At 63.5% G+C, this 14,527-nt stretch carries 16 protein-coding genes and 1 tRNA gene; 5 read left to right on the forward strand and 12 right to left on the reverse strand.

Features of this window, described 5'->3' with window-relative positions:
* Window positions 1–15: 15 nt before the first annotated feature.
* The 10 genes from A4R29_RS24425 to A4R29_RS24470 all read right to left on the reverse strand — a co-directional run bounded on the left by A4R29_RS24425 (window position 16) and on the right by A4R29_RS24470 (window position 9,697).
* Window positions 16–708 carry a response regulator transcription factor gene (locus A4R29_RS24425; RefSeq protein WP_063173074.1) on the reverse strand — a complete coding sequence of 231 codons (693 nt, stop codon included), beginning with the start codon at window positions 706–708 and terminating at the stop codon, window positions 16–18.
* Complete coding sequence (locus A4R29_RS24430; RefSeq protein ID WP_063173075.1) at window positions 705–3,434, reverse strand: sensor histidine kinase; 2,730 nt, start codon at window positions 3,432–3,434, stop codon at window positions 705–707. The genes A4R29_RS24425 and A4R29_RS24430 overlap by 4 nt, the downstream gene beginning before the upstream one ends.
* Window positions 3,435–3,488: 54 nt before the next feature.
* A complete protein-coding gene (kdpC, locus tag A4R29_RS24435; protein ID WP_063173076.1) occupies window positions 3,489–4,055 on the reverse strand; it encodes a potassium-transporting ATPase subunit KdpC in 567 nt (188 codons plus the stop codon).
* Window positions 4,056–4,129: 74 nt separating this feature from the next.
* Window positions 4,130–6,223, reverse strand: a complete 2,094-nt coding sequence (kdpB, locus tag A4R29_RS24440) for a potassium-transporting ATPase subunit KdpB (RefSeq protein ID WP_063173077.1) — start codon at window positions 6,221–6,223, stop codon at window positions 4,130–4,132.
* Entirely contained in the window at window positions 6,220–6,435 is a 216-nt protein-coding gene (locus tag A4R29_RS24445; protein WP_063173078.1) for a hypothetical protein, read from the reverse strand. The genes kdpB and A4R29_RS24445 overlap by 4 nt, the downstream gene beginning before the upstream one ends.
* 7 nt (window positions 6,436–6,442) lie before the next feature.
* Window positions 6,443–8,146, reverse strand: coding sequence for a potassium-transporting ATPase subunit KdpA (kdpA, locus tag A4R29_RS24450; protein WP_063173079.1), 1,704 nt, complete (start codon window positions 8,144–8,146; stop codon window positions 6,443–6,445).
* A 20-nt stretch (window positions 8,147–8,166) separates the two neighbouring features.
* A complete protein-coding gene (locus A4R29_RS24455; protein ID WP_032808122.1) occupies window positions 8,167–8,256 on the reverse strand; it encodes a K(+)-transporting ATPase subunit F in 90 nt (29 codons plus the stop codon).
* A 451-nt stretch (window positions 8,257–8,707) separates the two neighbouring features.
* On the reverse strand, window positions 8,708–9,010 hold the full coding sequence (locus tag A4R29_RS24460) for a DUF982 domain-containing protein (protein WP_013529642.1): 303 nt from the start codon (window positions 9,008–9,010) through the stop codon (window positions 8,708–8,710).
* 260 nt (window positions 9,011–9,270) lie between these two features.
* On the reverse strand, window positions 9,271–9,495 hold the full coding sequence (locus tag A4R29_RS24465) for an alkylphosphonate utilization protein (protein ID WP_013529641.1): 225 nt from the start codon (window positions 9,493–9,495) through the stop codon (window positions 9,271–9,273).
* Window positions 9,496–9,607: 112 nt separating this feature from the next.
* Window positions 9,608–9,697 (reverse strand) — tRNA-Ser (locus tag A4R29_RS24470).
* Between the two features lie 361 nt (window positions 9,698–10,058).
* On the opposite strand from A4R29_RS24470, the gene A4R29_RS24475 reads away from it, so the two are divergent.
* The 5 genes from A4R29_RS24475 to A4R29_RS24495 all read left to right on the forward strand — a co-directional run bounded on the left by A4R29_RS24475 (window position 10,059) and on the right by A4R29_RS24495 (window position 13,854).
* A complete protein-coding gene (locus A4R29_RS24475) occupies window positions 10,059–10,763 on the forward strand; it encodes a hypothetical protein (RefSeq protein WP_244506865.1) in 705 nt (234 codons plus the stop codon).
* Between the two features lie 307 nt (window positions 10,764–11,070).
* Window positions 11,071–11,394, forward strand: a complete 324-nt coding sequence (locus A4R29_RS24480) for a hypothetical protein (protein ID WP_024502789.1) — start codon at window positions 11,071–11,073, stop codon at window positions 11,392–11,394.
* A 32-nt stretch (window positions 11,395–11,426) separates the two neighbouring features.
* Entirely contained in the window at window positions 11,427–12,092 is a 666-nt protein-coding gene (msrA, locus tag A4R29_RS24485; RefSeq protein WP_063173081.1) for a peptide-methionine (S)-S-oxide reductase MsrA, read from the forward strand.
* Between the two features lie 195 nt (window positions 12,093–12,287).
* On the forward strand, window positions 12,288–13,277 hold the full coding sequence (locus A4R29_RS24490) for a BMP family lipoprotein (RefSeq protein WP_024502791.1): 990 nt from the start codon (window positions 12,288–12,290) through the stop codon (window positions 13,275–13,277).
* Between the two features lie 115 nt (window positions 13,278–13,392).
* Entirely contained in the window at window positions 13,393–13,854 is a 462-nt protein-coding gene (locus A4R29_RS24495) for a GNAT family N-acetyltransferase (protein ID WP_063173082.1), read from the forward strand.
* Here A4R29_RS24495 and A4R29_RS24500 read toward each other — a convergent pair.
* Window positions 13,849–14,244: a hypothetical protein gene (locus A4R29_RS24500; RefSeq protein ID WP_013529635.1), complete on the reverse strand. Its 396-nt coding sequence runs from the start codon at window positions 14,242–14,244 to the stop codon at window positions 13,849–13,851. The genes A4R29_RS24495 and A4R29_RS24500 overlap by 6 nt on opposite strands.
* Before the next feature lie 23 nt (window positions 14,245–14,267).
* A complete protein-coding gene (locus A4R29_RS24505; protein WP_013529634.1) occupies window positions 14,268–14,477 on the reverse strand; it encodes a SlyX family protein in 210 nt (69 codons plus the stop codon).
* Window positions 14,478–14,527 lie beyond the last annotated feature (50 nt).

A 14,527-nucleotide genomic window follows, 5' to 3' on the forward strand; every position in this document is an offset into this window, starting at 1 on the left:
AAGCGCCCAACCCGCTCATTCGACCTCGCGCAGGCGGTAGCCGACGCCGGTCTCGGTGGTGATGTAGCGCGGCTGGTCGGGGCTCTTCTCGATCTTCTGCCTGAGCTGCCGCACATAGACCCTGAGATACTGCACGTCGGTCGAGTCGCCCCAGACCTGCTTCAACAGGAAATGGTGGGTCAGCACCTTGCCGGCGTGCTGCACCAGCATGCGCAGGATGTCGTATTCCTTCGGCGACAGCTTTACCTCCTTGCCCTCGACCTTGACGATGCGCTTGACCAGATCGACGCTGAGATCGCCGGTCTGGAAAATCGGCTTCTCTCCCTGCTGCTGGAACTTGTGGCGGAGCGCCACGCGGATGCGTGCGACCAGTTCGTTCATGCCGAAGGGTTTGGTGACATAGTCGTCCGCGCCGAGCTCCAGGGCCTGGACGATACCGGCCTCGTCGGTCCGGCTGGACAGGATGACCACCGGAATGTGGAGGCCGTCGTCGCGCCATTTGCGCAGCAACTCATGGCCGCTCATGCCGGGCAGGCCAAGGTCGAGCAGGACGAGGTCCGGCTTCTCCGCCTCCATCAGCTCGATGGCCGCCCTGGCATTCGGCGCCTCGCTGATCGCGTAGCCCTGGCTGCCGAGGCCGACGCGCAGCAGCTTGCGGATCGGCGGCTCGTCATCGACGACCAGTATCCTGACGTTCGAGTTTGTCATGCCAGGTCACCCACATCGTCGGTATTCGAAGCGTCGAAATTGGGCGGATTTGCCGGCTTGGGCATTTTGATGGTGAAGACCGCGCCCGAACCGTCGGTCCGGTTTGCCGCCGTGATCGTGCCACCCATCGCCTCGATGAAGCCGCGGCAGATCGACAGGCCGAGCCCGGTGCCGGCGCGGATCTGGTCGCGCTTGCGCACCCGGTAGAAGGTGTCGAAAATCCGTTCCAGATCGCCGGGAGGAATGCCCGGCCCTTCATCCATAATCTGCAGCAGGACGGAGCCATTGTCGGTCCAGCCCTGGACGCGGATCGTCGAGCCGGCCGGGGCATATTTCGCCGCATTGTCGAGAAGATTGAACAACGCTTGCTCGAACAGCACCGGGTCGACCTTCAACATCGGCAAATCCCTGGGGATGTCCGTCTCGATCTTGTGCTCGCCGATGATTTTCCTGGCCCTTTGCAGGGCGGAGCCGACGATGTCGCCGACATAGTGAAAGGCGTAGTTCGGCTCCATCGCGCCGGACTCGATCTTGGTCATGTCGAGCAGATTGGCGATGAAGCGGTTCAACCGCTCGGATTCGTCGAGCACCGTCGACAGCAGTTCGGCCCGATCCGGTTCGGGAAGTGCTGCTGAAAAATCCCGCAGCGTGCCGGCGGCGCCCATGATGGCGGCGAGCGGCGTCTTCAGATCATGGGAAATGGAGGTGAGCAGCGCCGAGCGCAGCCTGTCCGCCTCGGCGGCGAGCTTGGCCCGGTCGACGTCGGCGACCAGTTGGATACGCTCGATGGCGACTGCCGCCTGGTCGGCCAGTGCGTCGAGAAGCCGCTGCTGCTCGGGCGTCAGCAACGGTCCCTGCTTGTCGTTGTCGAGGCCGACGACGCCGATGGGCGTGCGTCCTGTCCGCAAGGGCAGATAGAGGCGCTTGGCGCCCGGAAGCGTGTCGGCGCCGCGACCCGCGGCACGATTATGCTCCCAGGCCCAGCGGGCGGCGGCGATGTCGGCTTCGGCCAGCGTGTCGTCAGGCGGATAGCCGGCCTTGACGGTGATCGTCCCGTCTTCCGGCAAAAGCAGCACCACGCGCAGCTTCAGCATCGAGGCGATCTGGAAGGCGGTGGCCCAGAGAACGTCGTCCAGCGTCCCGGCGCCGGCGAGCTTCTTCGAAAAGAGGTAGATATCCTCGGTCGCCCGCGCCCGCGAGCGGGCGGCGACCGCCTGGCGCTGCACGCGCGCCGTCAGATTGCTGGCAATGACCGCAACGACGAGAAAGACGCCAAGCGCGACGATGCTCTCCGGATCCCTGATCGTCAGCGTATAGCGCGGCTCCAGGAAGAAATAATTGAAAGCAAGGGCGCTGACGAAACAAGCATACAGAGCCGGCCACAGGCCGCCGGTCACCGCCGATGCCAGCACCCCGATGAGCAGAATGATCGCCAGATTGCGAACGTCGAGAAACTGATCGAGAAGGACGGCGAAGGCGAGCGAGCCGATGACAAAGGCCGTCGCCTTGAGATAGGGCCGGATTTCGAACTGCCACTGCTCGTCGGCCGCCTTGACGCTCCGCGACGCCGCCTCGGTGCCGCGTTCGCTTCCCGAAATGACATGGACGCTGATATCGCCGGCATTGCGGATGAGATCGTAGGTGAGCGAGCCTTCGATCAATTCGCGCCAGCGCGACCGGGTCGGCCTGCCGACGACGATATGGGTAAAATTGTTCGCTGTCGCATAACGCACGATGTCCTGCGCCACATTCTGACCCGGAATGGTCGTCACCTCGGCGCCAAGCTGCTGGGCAAGGCGCAGGTTCGTCGCCAGCCGGTCCTTGTCATCCTCGGGCATGCTGGCCGAGCGCGTGCTGTCGACGTGCAGCGCCGTCCACGGCGCACGCAGCCGGTCGGCCAGCCTGCGTGCATAGCGCACGCGGGCCGCTCCTCCAGGTCGCGCGTCGAGGCAGACGAGGACCCTTTCGCCTGCCGCCCACGGTCCGGGAATGGCGTGCGCCTGCATATGGATGAGCAACTGGTCGTCGACACGCTGCGCGGTGCGGCGCAGCGCCAGTTCCCTGAGCGCCGTCAGATTGCCCGGCGAGAAATAGTTCTCGATCGCGCGCTGCGCGGTGTTGGGGAAATAGACCTTGCCTTCCTCGAGCCGCTTGATCAGGTCGTCGGGGGTGAGATCGATGATCTCGACATCGTCGGCCTGGTCGATGATGGAATCGGGAACCGTCTCGCGGACCCTGACCTTGGTGATCTGGGCGACGACGTCGTTCAGGCTTTCGACATGCTGGATGTTGAGCGTCGTATAGACGTCGATGCCGTGCGTCAGGATCTCCTGGACGTCGAGGTAGCGCTTGGGGTGGCGACTGCCGGGCGCGTTGGTGTGGGCGAGCTCGTCGACAAGAACCAGCGCCGGGCGCCGGGCGAGGATGGCGTCGATATCCATCTCGTCGAGGATACGCCCCTTGTAGTCGACCTTGCGGCGGGGAATGACCTCATAGCCCTCGACCAGGGCCAGCGTCTCCTTGCGGCCATGCGTCTCGACGACGCCGATCACCACATCCACGCCGTCGGCCAGCCTGGCGCGGCCCGACATCAGCATCTCATAGGTCTTGCCGACGCCGGGTGCCGCGCCGAGGAAAATCCGCAACCGGCCGCGACCCTCCCGCTCGGCATGGTCAAGCAGTGCGTCGGGCGAGGGTCTGGTGTCGCTGCTTCTGTCGTCAGGCATCGGGATCGATCATGGATGGCGCCGGGGGTACTGTCGATCCCCGGCCGCCGCCATTCACTCTTTCGCTACGTCCAGCGCAAGGTTGAGACCGAGCACATTGACCACAGGCTCGCCCATGAAGCCGAGTTCCCTGCCCTCGACTTGGGCATCGACAAGCGCCTTGACCCTGGCTTCCTCGATGCCCCTGGCCTTGGCCACCCGGGCGACCTGGAAGTAGGCGGCTTCCGGGCTGATGTCGGGATCGAGGCCACTGCCGGACGTCGTCACCAGATCCATCGGAACAGGCTGGTTCGGGTTTTCCGCTTTCAACTTCTCGGCGTCGCCCTTGATGCGGTCGATCAGCTTGGGACTGGTCGGGCCGAGATTGCTGCCGCTCGAGGCGGCTGCATTGTAGCCGTCGCCGGCAGCCGAGGGGCGGCCGTGGAAATACTTGTCGCTGGCAAACCCCTGGCCGATCAATTCGGAGCCGATGATCTTGCCGTCCCTCTCGACCAGGCTGCCATTGGCCTGCCGCGGAAACAGCGCCTGGGCGATGCCGGTCATGCCCAGGGGATAGATCAGGCCGGTCAGGACCGTGAAGAAGACGATCATGATGATCGCGGGTCTTATCTGGGTGAGCATGGAGATGTTCCTCAAAGCAATTCCAGGAAAAGTGTGAAGCGGTTTTCCCTAGGGAATTGCGTTAAAACAAAGAGTTAAGCGAGGCCAAGCGCGGTGACGATCATGTCGATCGCCTTGATGCCGACGAAAGGCACGATGAGGCCGCCGAGGCCGTAGACGAGAAGATTGCGGCTGAGCAGCGCGCCGGCGCCGATGGCCCGATATTTGACGCCCTTCAGCGACAGCGGGATCAGCGCGATGATGATCAGCGCGTTGAAGATGATGGCCGACAGGATGGCACTCTGCGGCGTCGCCAGATGCATGACGTTGAGTGCCTGCAGCGGGCCGGTCGTCTGTCCCGGTGCGACGTAGAAGACGGCGAACATCGCCGGGATGATGGCGAAATACTTGGCGACGTCATTGGCGATCGAGAAGGTCGTCAGCGAGCCCCGCGTCATCAAGAGCGCCTTGCCGATCTCGACGATCTCGATGAGCTTGGTCGGATCGCTGTCGAGATCGATCATGTTGCCGGCCTCGCGGGCGGCGACCGTGCCGGTGTTCATGGCGACACCGACATCGGCTTGCGCGAGGGCCGGCGCATCGTTGGTGCCGTCGCCGCACATGGCAACCAGCTTGCCCTTGGCCTGTTCGTCGCGGATCAGCTTCAGCTTGTCCTCCGGTGTGGCCTGGGCGAGGAAGTCGTCGACGCCGGCTTCCGCAGCGATGGCCGCCGCCGTCATCGGGTTGTCGCCGGTGATCATCACCGTGCGGATTCCCATGCGGCGCAGTTCGGTGAAGCGCTCCCTGATACCGCCCTTGACGATGTCCTTGAGGTGGATGACGCCGAGCAGGCGGCCGTCGCGTTCGACCGCCAGCGGCGTGCCGCCGGACTTGGCGATCTCGTCGGCGATGGCCTGGAGATCCCTGACGGTATCGCTGCCGGGCCGCGTGGCATGGGCTGCGACCGTCGATTGGTTGACATGGGCAAGCACGGAATCCACGGCGCCCTTGCGCACCGACGAACCATCGATGTCGACGCCGCTCATACGGGTCTGTGCTGTGAAGGGCACGAAGGTGGCGTGCAGCGTTGCCATGTCGCGGGCGCGGATGGCGTATTTCTCCTTAGCCAGCACGACGATGGAACGGCCTTCCGGCGTTTCGTCGGCGAGCGAGGCAAGCTGGGCCGCGTCGGCCAGTTCCTGTTCGGTGACGCCCTTGACCGGGCGGAACTGCGTCGCCTGGCGGTTGCCGAGCGTGATCGTGCCGGTCTTGTCGAGCAGCAGCGTGTCGACGTCGCCTGCGGCTTCCACGGCGCGACCCGACATGGCCAGCACGTTGAATCGCACCAGGCGGTCCATCCCGGCGATGCCGATGGCCGAAAGCAGCGCCCCGATCGTGGTCGGGATCAAGGTGACGAACAGCGCCACCAGAACGGTCACCGAAATGTAGCCGCCCGAATAGGAAGCAAAACTCGGGATCGTCGCGGTCGCCAGCACGAAGATCAGCGTCATGCCGACGAGCAGGATGTTGAGCGCGATCTCGTTCGGCGTCTTCTGGCGCTCCGCACCCTCGACCAGCGAGATCATGCGGTCGAGGAAGGTGTGGCCGGAAGCCGCCGTGATGCGCACGCGAACCCAGTCGGACAGCACCTGCGTGCCGCCGGTGACCGCCGAACGATCGCCGCCGGATTCGCGGATCACCGGCGCGGATTCGCCCGTGATCGCGGCCTCGTTGACCGAAGCGACGCCTTCGATCACTTCGCCGTCGGACGGGATGATGTCGCCGGCCTCGACCAGCACGGCATCGCCGACCTTGAGGCTGGTGCCGGGCACAAGTTTGTATTTGGTGCGGTCTTCACCGGTCAAAAGCTTGGCCTTGGTCTCGGTGCGTGCCTTGCGCAGCGAATCCGCCTGCGCCTTGCCGCGGCCTTCTGCGACCGCTTCGGCGAAGTTGGCGAACAGCACGGTGAACCAAAGCCAGATGATGATCTGCAGCGTGAAGCCGGGATTGCCGCCGCCGGAGACCAGGTCCTTGACGAACAGCACGGTGGTGAGCGCCGAGACGACGGCAACGACGAACATCACCGGGTTCCTGGCCAGCGTGCGCGGGTCGAGTTTGCGGAAGGCGCCGCCGATGGCGGGAACCAGGATGCTGGCATCCATGATGCTGGCTGATTTCGAGTTGCTCATTTTGGAGCTCCGGCTTCGGTGTTGTTGGACGGCACCGGATGATCGGATGCCGAAAAGAGATGGGGCGGCCCGTAGGCCAGCAGCCAGAGGACGAGCATGACTGCCGCAAGGCCGAGAAACGTCGACAGGGTCGGGAAAGGAGGAGGTCCCTCCTCCTTTCCGTGATCGTCCCTGTGGGCGACCTTGCGGCGCATGGCATTGAACCACGACATGGCGGCCTCAGAAGGTCTGCCCGTGAGCCATCGCCAGGTGCTCGATGATCGGCCCGACGGCGAGCGCGGGAAAGAAGGTGAGGCCACCGACGATCAGGATGACGCCGACCAGCAGCCCGACGAACAGCGGGCCGTCGGTCGGGAAGGTGCCGGCGGAGGCCGGAACCGTTTTCTTCGCCACCAGCGAGCCGGCAATGGCCAGCGCCGGGATGATGACCAGGAAGCGGCCCATCAGCATGCCGATGCCGATGGTGATGTTGTACCAGGGCGTGTTGCCGCTGAGGCCGCCAAAGGCGGACCCGTTGTTGGCCGCCGCCGACGTGTAGGCATAGAGGACCTCCGAGAAGCCGTGCGGGCCGGCATTGCCCATCGACGCCACGCCGGTCGGCAGCACGACGGCGATGGCCGTGAAGATCAGCATCGCCAGCGGCAGGCACAGTATGGCCAGCATCGCCATCTTGACCTCCTTGGCCTCGATCTTCTTGCCGAGATACTCGGGCGTGCGACCGACCATCAGGCCGGCGACGAAGACGGCGACGACGATGTACATCAGGATGCCATAGAGGCCCGCGCCGACACCGCCGACGATGACTTCGCCAAGCTGCATGTTGATGATCGGGATCATGCCGCCGAGCGCCGTGAACGAGCCGTGCATGGCGTTGACAGCGCCGCAGGAAGCGGCCGTGGTGATGACGGCAAACAGCGCCGACAAGGCGATGCCGAAACGTGTCTCCTTGCCCTCCATGTTGCCGCCGTCGATGCCCAGCGCATGCACCAGCGGGTTGCCGGCGGCTTCCGCCCAGTAGCAGATGGCGACACCGGCGATGAACATGACGCCCATGGCCGAGAGGATCGCCCAGCCCTGGCGCTGGTTGCCGATCATGCGGCCGAAGACATTGGTCAAGGCGGCGCCGATGGCGAAGATCGACACCATCTGGATCAGGTTGGAGATCGCGTCGGGGTTCTCGAACGGGTGCGCGGCATTGGCGTTGAAGAAGCCGCCGCCATTGGTGCCGAGCATCTTGATGGCCACCTGCGAAGCGACCGGGCCGACGGCGATGGTCTGCTGCGCGCCTTCGAGCGTCGTGGCGTTGACATAGGCGCCCAGCGTCTGCGGCATGCCGAGCCAGACATAGGCCAGCGTCAGCACGACGCAGAACGGCAGCAGCAGATAGAGTGTGGAGCGGGTCATATCGACCCAGAAATTGCCGATCGACTTGCCCGAAGCCCGGGCAAAGCCGCGGATCAGCGCGATGGCGATGGCAATGCCCGTGGCCGCCGAAACGAAGTTCTGCACCGTCAGCCCGGCCATCTGCACGAGATAGGACATCGTGCTCTCGCCACCATAGTTCTGCCAGTTGGTGTTGGTCATGAAGCTGGCGGCGGTGTTGAAGGCGAGCCCAGGCTCGACCGCTGTCATGCCGGCCGGGTTGTAGGGCAGGCTGCCCTGCAGGCGCTGCAGGGCGTAGAGCACCAGGAAGCCGGCGAGGTTGAAGAGCAGCAGGGCGACCGCGTAGGTGGTCCAGTGCTGTTCCTCCCGTTCGCTGGTTCCGCAAACACGGTACAGCCCGCGCTCGAGCGGGCCGAAGAGGGGCGAGAGCAGCGTCCGGTCGCCGTCGAAGACGCGGTGCATGTAGCCGCCGAGCGGCTTCACCAGCAATATCACGATCCCGCAATAGACCAGGATCTGTATCCAACCGTTCAGTGTCATGGCTGTGGCTTTCCGTGCCTTCAGAAGCGTTCTGGACGAACGAGCGCGTAGGTCAGGTAGGCGAGCAGGAACAGCGTCACGCCGCCACCGAGAATATAGTCGACGATCATTTTCTCAGCCTCGCTCTAGAGCGCGTCGCAAGCTTTGATGTAGGCGAAACAAAGGGTGAAGAACAAAATTCCGATCCCGATAACGGATATATCCATTGTGTTATTCCTTTTGTTCTTTTGTACTTTGCGAATTTGACAGGAGAGTTCGCAATATCTCGAAAGTGTCCCGTCGCATCTTTGGCGACGAAACCGAATGTGTTTTCTGAAGGGAATATGGACCCGATCGCCATAAAGGTTCGAGACGGGGCGCAGTGGAAAGAAATAGGAATTTCATAAAGATTTTTGCGCGGGCTCTTCCCAAACACTCCACGCAGGGATTGTCGCGCAAGGCAGGCGGCCGGCCACAGGATTGCGATTTGCTTGCGAGCTGCCGGAAACGGGAAAGCCCGGCTGGGGCCAGCCGGGCCTTCTATGGTGGTGTGGCTTTAGCCGCCACGGAGGGCATCGATCTTCAGGCGGCGTAGCCGCCATAGCCACGCGCAACGGCGTGCACGCCCGCCACCGGCTCGAGGTCCGGCCACAGGATACAAGAAGCTTGCGCAAACTGGACGAGCGCGTGGCGGGCCTGCTCGATGGTCACATAGCCTGGGATGGCGAGTTCACATGCTTCCACCGCGTTGCGGTAGAGCGGGCCGCGGCGGGAGGTCGTCCAATTGGTGAGGAAGTCGTGCATTTCCGCCAGCGACGCAATCTCGCGTTTGAAGCCAAGGCCGACCGAGAGTGCGACCGGGGAATGAAACAGCTTGTCGTGCATGAAGCGGGCTCCTGGTTTTTTTGCGCGCTTGGAGAGATATCCGGGCGGATCCGCGAACGGGACGCCGTGAAACGCGCAATGAGGCCGGAGGTTCCAGGTTTGGGTCTTGGCGGTTTTTTGATTGTGCCTGGTCGGCGAAATTATCAATTTCGCAGCGCAACGATCGCGTGCCGGACGCTCAACGGCTCCGCTTCCACTTGGCGACGGCAGGCTCTCCAAAATCCCGAGGGAGCCATCGAGATCGCTTGCCGCCCTGACGCTCACGCCTTCTTCACGAACTCGGTCTTGAGCACCAGGCCTTTCACTTGCTTGGTGTTGCATTCGATCTCGCCGGGATTGCCGTTCAGGCGGATAGCCTTCACCAACGTGCCGCGCTTGATCGTTTCCGAAGTGCCTTTGACTTTGAGGTCCTTGATCAGCGTGACGGAATCGCCGTCATTCAATTGAGCGCCATTGCTGTCGCGCACGATTACATCGTTCGGCATGCCATCTCCTGTGATTGGCAGGTTTCAAGGGCAGAGCGCGGCGGGATGTTTACCGCCCTGCTTCGCGCAAAGGCTCGGGCTTGTCCTGCGAAGCTCGTAGAGCGAAGCAGGATGGCGGAGAGAGCGGGATTCGAACCCGCGTTACGGTCTCCCGTAAACACACTTTCCAGGCGTGCGCCTTCAACCACTCGGCCACCTCTCCGTCCATGCATGTCGCGTCGGCCGGTTTTGCCGCGCGGGTTGGGGAGATGCACCTCCCTTGGGGCAAGACGGAACTTTCGCCATCGGCGTCGCCAACCAGCAAACGCCTTCCCCTGCACCTGAGCCGTCGAAGCAACAGGCGCGGGGCTCATCTAGTCGATCCGACGGCGAATGCCAAGCCATAACGGCAGTCTATTCGCTTTGCCGGCCACACAGTCTTTCACGAGGCCGCCGGCATGCCCGTTTTTGCGGCCGCCGCCGCTGCAATGGTGTGCACAGGCAGGACCGCAGGGACGGCCGCCCTTGACTTCCCCCGGAGTTGCCTGTCGGGTGCCGAGGCTTTGCGAGGGCATTGTGCGGACATGACATCGAGCAATGGACAGACGCCAGTCAGGCGGCCGGACAGCGGGCTGTCCTTCGTGCCGGTGGGCTGGCTTGTCTTCGTCATGGCGTGGTCGGTCTACGGCCTGATCTCCGTCTGGCCCGCGGTCGGCGCCACCGGCCTGCCAGACAGCATGCTTTACCTTATCTATGGCGGGCTCGTCGTCGACATCGTCACCATCCTATGGGGGCTTTACCTGCTCGGCCTCGCCTTCGGCCGCTCGGCCCGCTTCCCGCGCCAGTTCACGATCTGGCAGATTGCCATAATCGTCGGGCTGCTGGTCATCCATGCCTATGCCCCTACGGTGCCGGGATTCGTCTTCTCGGGCCAGGCGCTTGTCATCACCGGCGCCGAAATCGCCATCGGCGCGCTCTGCATCTATCTGTTGCGCCATGGATCCGAAGCCGATGCCGTTTATGTCAATCCGAAAACCGAGAGCCCATCGGCCTTCGTCTCGGTCATCGCCGCGCTGCTCGGCATCGTCCTGGGCGCGGTCATCGGCGCCGTGGGCGGATTCGCCATCGGCTCGGTGATCGCCGATGCCACCGAGATGAGCTGTTTCGAGGGCGCCTGCGGCTATTTCGCCGTGTTCACCGGCCTGGCCGGTCTGGTGATCGGCGCCATCGGCGGCGGCGTTTTTGCTGTCTGGCGTGTCCACCGGCACAAAAGGAAGCCGGCCGCATAATTCGCGCGGGCAACAAATCCGGGTTCACACGGTCTTTGAAGACTTCGCCGGCAAGTCGGTTTGCGGCCACCAAACGCAAAAACCCGCCTGTGCGGCGGGTCATCGGCGCAAGTCAACGCCATACCGAAATTATTAGCATAGCTGCCCTCACATGTCAATGAAAAGCGACCCGACCGACTGTCGTCCGGCCCTCCCGTTGACCTGAGTTTGGAGTCTGCAAATTCGCGTATGGCGATTGCGATCCAGCCATGCGCATTCTATCTCTGAAAAGCCCCTCGGGAGAGGACCAGCCCGGAGGAGGATTCTGATGTTTCGCTTCGTCTTTCGTCTTGCCGCAATGATCGCGCTGTCGATTTCCGTCATCATGGCGGTGCTCGACGCGACACGCACAGTGGCGGCCTCCGTGCTGGTGCTGACCCCGCTCAACAGCAGTTGGCTGGCGGTCTCGCCCGACACGCGGGCCGCCTTCGAGACCTTCATCCGAACCAAGACCAGCCCGCTGCTGTGGGATGGCGCCATCGCCTGGGTGCTGAACCAGCCGGGCTTCGCCGTGTTCGCGGTGCTGGCTTTCCTGCTCTATGCGATAGGCTACAGGCGGCAACGTCGCGCCGGACAGTTCGTCGCAAACTGATCCGCTTTCCGCGAAGAGAGGGAAACCCGCGCATGTTCTTTCTCAGCGACATGCTGAACAAGAAGCTCAATCTGCCGAAGCCCTCCGAGGCCCTGCCGGGCCGCGCCAGGGCGATCCCGACCGCATCCAGGCACAAGGTCTTGAAAAGACCGCTCAAGGGTCCTTATCCCGAGGGGCTGGAGACGGCCATGTTCGGGCTCGGCTGCTTCTGGGCTGCGGAGCGGCTGTTCTGGCAGATCGAAGGCGTCTGGGTCACCGCGGCCGGCTATGCCGGCGGCTTCACGCCCAATCCGACCTATCAGGAGACCTGCACCGGGCTAACCGGTCATGCCGAAGCGGTGCTGGTGGTCCATGACCCCGGGATCGTCTCCTATGCTGGGCTTCTGAAGCTGTTCTGGGAAAGCCACGATCCCACGCAGGGCATGCGCCAGGGCAATGATGTCGGCACCGCCTATCGTTCAGCGATCTACACGAGCGACGAGGCGCAACTGTTGGCGGCGAGCGCCTCGCGCGATGCGTATGAGACCTCGCTGCGTGGTGCCGGCCACGGCAGGATCACCACCGAGATCGCCCCGGCGGCCGAATTCTACTTCGCCGAAGCCGATCACCAGCAATATCTGGCGAAGAACCCTTACGGCACGTGCAACCTCAAAGGCGCCGGTGTCGCTTGCGCCATCCCTGCCGCCGCCTCCGCCTGACACAAGCTGCGGTGCGGCTTGCCCGCACCAAGCTTTTCCAAAAGGTCAAAATTCCGCGTGAATTTTGTTTCGGGCCATGCCAGATTGCCGCCGAGCGGGAGGGAATACACTCCTGGCTGACGTCGCATGCCTGCCGGAGAACCGGGCCGGCATGCGGTGCGTAACGGAAAAAATAACCGACAGGGTGTGGATCACATGAAACGTATCGTTCTCGGCCTCCTGGCCGCAACCGCAATGGTTCTTCCGGCTTTCGCCGCGGATGTCCAACCGGCCATCCTCTATGATCTCGGCGGCAAATTCGATAAATCCTTCAACGAGGCTGCCTATCACGGCGCCGAGAAATTCAAGACGGAAACCGGCACGGCCTACGTCGAATTCGAGGTCTCCAACGCCTCGCAGCGTGAGCAGGCGCTGCGCCGCTTCGCCGAGGACGGCCACAACCCGATCGTCATGGCCGGCTTCGCCTGGGAGGATGCGCTGAAGAAGGTCGCGGCCGAATATCCCGATCTCAACTTCGCCATCATCGACGACGCCGTCGACATGCCCAATGTCCGCTCGCTGGTATTCAAGGAAAACGAAGGCTCCTATCTCGTCGGCATCATGGCGGCGATGGCCTCGAAGTCGAAGAAGGTCTCCTTCGTCGGCGGCATGGACATCCCGCTGATCCGCAAGTTCGAATGCGGCTATGTCGGCGGTGCCAAATCGGCCGGCGCGACCGATGTCATCCAGAACATGACGGGTGACACGCCGGCTGCCTGGAACGATCCGGCCAAGGGCGGCGAGATCGCCAAGACGCAGATCGACCAGGGCTCCGACGTGGTCTACGCCGCGGCAGGCGGTACCGGCGTCGGCGTGCTGCAGGCGGCGGCAGATGCCGGCAAGCTTGGCATCGGCGTCGATTCCAACCAGAACGGCCTGCAGCCCGGCAAGGTGCTGACCTCGATGCTGAAGCGCGTCGACGTCGCCGTCTACACCGCCTTCATGGACGGCAAGAACGGCACCTTCAAGGGCGGCGTCGAGAATCTGGGCCTCAAGGAAGGCGGCGTCGACTACGCCATGGACGACAACAACAAGGCGCTGGTGACGGACGAGATGAAGGCGGCCGTCGAAAAGGCCAAGGCCGACATCATTGCCGGCAAGGTCGAAGTACACGACTATACGACTGACAACGCCTGCCCCTATTGAGCGGCACGAACATACAGCCATGATCTGCAAACCGCCGGGCGCCAGCCCGGCGGTTTTGCCTTTACCGGATCGACCGAAACCTTCGCTCCGTGCCGGACACCGTTTCGAGATACAGATGCAGCCGACGATCGGACCCATGGGCGAGCACGACGTAGCAGCGGTCGCGCAACTGCGCCTGTCTGCCTTTTTCGAGGGAACCGGAAGGACTCTCGGGGAAGATGCGGCAGGGCTTCGCGACTTGATCGCCGGTGACGGTTTCGAGGCGGCATTCGTGGCCCGGATCGGCGACACCCCGGTCGGGACATGCCTGCTGGTCCGCCACGAACTGGAGCCCGCGCATGATCTGACGCCATGGCTGGCCGGGTTGGTTGTCGATGCAAGGTATCGACGCCGAGGCATCGCCACCGCGCTGGTCAAGGCAACGGAAGCCCATGCGGCGTCACGGGGCGTCGAGATGCTCTATCTCTACACATGGGATGCGCGTGGTTTCTACGCGGCCCTCGGCTGGAACATCGTTGAGATATGCAGTTCGGACGGCGAGACGATGGCTCTGATGTCTCGCCGGCCTCGCCTATAGCAGCTTCGCGACGAGACAACCGAGCGCGAACGCCACCATCAGTCCGGCGGCAACCACAAATCCACGCCGGCCGCCCAGCGCGTGGACGCCGACGCCGTATGGCCGCTGCGACAGGCTTCGGATCACGGTTGGCGGCCTGGCGTCGCTCAGGCCAGAACTACGCATCTGCGGCAGCTCGCCAATGCGCTGCGTGATCTGCTTCCAGCGCTCTTCGCCATCCCCCGGTTCGGCACGGTCGAAGACGTGCATGCGCTCGGCAAGTCGCACGACCTCGTCGCGGAAGGCCGGGTCGATCTCCAGATCACGTTCGGCCCGTTCGCGCTCCGCATCGTTCATCAGGCCACGCACATAGTCGCTGGCCCGTGCAATGCGATCGCTTTCACTGGCCATGGCGTGCGCCCTTCCCTTTTTCCTCACCAGTGCGGCGGCTTGGTTACAGGCACTTCATCTCCCGTCTGCTCCTCCAGCGCCAGGAAGCGATCCGTCAGCGCGTCGAGCTTGCGCTGCATGCGCTCGATCACTTTCCACTGCTCGGCGATCTGGCCGGACAGTTCCTCGATGGTCTTCTCCTGCTCGGCGGCGCGGATTTCCAGCGTCGTCAGCCGGTCGGCGGGTATGGTCATGTGAATTCCCCAGTCTTCACCGCGATGTCTTGCGCCGCAATGCGAATTTC

The sequence above is a fragment of the Mesorhizobium ciceri biovar biserrulae genome (genome assembly GCF_001618845.1).
GTDB classification, from domain to species: Bacteria; Pseudomonadota; Alphaproteobacteria; order Rhizobiales; family Rhizobiaceae; genus Mesorhizobium; species Mesorhizobium ciceri.

Excerpts from the sequence above, each read along its gene's own strand:
- A4R29_RS24425 (WP_063173074.1), bottom strand. The coding sequence starts at position 708 with ATGACAAACTCGAACGTCAGGATACTGGTCGTCGATGACGAGCCGCCG.
- A4R29_RS24430 (WP_063173075.1), bottom strand. The coding sequence starts at position 3,434 with ATGCCTGACGACAGAAGCAGCGACACCAGACCCTCGCCCGACGCACTG.
- kdpC (WP_063173076.1), bottom strand. The coding sequence starts at position 4,055 with ATGCTCACCCAGATAAGACCCGCGATCATCATGATCGTCTTCTTCACG.
- kdpB (WP_063173077.1), bottom strand. The coding sequence starts at position 6,223 with ATGAGCAACTCGAAATCAGCCAGCATCATGGATGCCAGCATCCTGGTT.
- A4R29_RS24445 (WP_063173078.1), bottom strand. The coding sequence starts at position 6,435 with ATGTCGTGGTTCAATGCCATGCGCCGCAAGGTCGCCCACAGGGACGAT.
- kdpA (WP_063173079.1), bottom strand. The coding sequence starts at position 8,146 with ATGACACTGAACGGTTGGATACAGATCCTGGTCTATTGCGGGATCGTG.
- A4R29_RS24455 (WP_032808122.1), bottom strand. The coding sequence starts at position 8,256 with ATGATCGTCGACTATATTCTCGGTGGCGGCGTGACGCTGTTCCTGCTC.
- A4R29_RS24460 (WP_013529642.1), bottom strand. The coding sequence starts at position 9,010 with ATGCACGACAAGCTGTTTCATTCCCCGGTCGCACTCTCGGTCGGCCTT.
- A4R29_RS24465 (WP_013529641.1), bottom strand. The coding sequence starts at position 9,495 with ATGCCGAACGATGTAATCGTGCGCGACAGCAATGGCGCTCAATTGAAT.
- A4R29_RS24475 (WP_244506865.1), top strand. The coding sequence starts at position 10,059 with ATGACATCGAGCAATGGACAGACGCCAGTCAGGCGGCCGGACAGCGGG.
- A4R29_RS24480 (WP_024502789.1), top strand. The coding sequence starts at position 11,071 with ATGTTTCGCTTCGTCTTTCGTCTTGCCGCAATGATCGCGCTGTCGATT.
- msrA (WP_063173081.1), top strand. The coding sequence starts at position 11,427 with ATGTTCTTTCTCAGCGACATGCTGAACAAGAAGCTCAATCTGCCGAAG.
- A4R29_RS24490 (WP_024502791.1), top strand. The coding sequence starts at position 12,288 with ATGAAACGTATCGTTCTCGGCCTCCTGGCCGCAACCGCAATGGTTCTT.
- A4R29_RS24495 (WP_063173082.1), top strand. The coding sequence starts at position 13,393 with ATGCAGCCGACGATCGGACCCATGGGCGAGCACGACGTAGCAGCGGTC.
- A4R29_RS24500 (WP_013529635.1), bottom strand. The coding sequence starts at position 14,244 with ATGGCCAGTGAAAGCGATCGCATTGCACGGGCCAGCGACTATGTGCGT.
- A4R29_RS24505 (WP_013529634.1), bottom strand. The coding sequence starts at position 14,477 with ATGACCATACCCGCCGACCGGCTGACGACGCTGGAAATCCGCGCCGCC.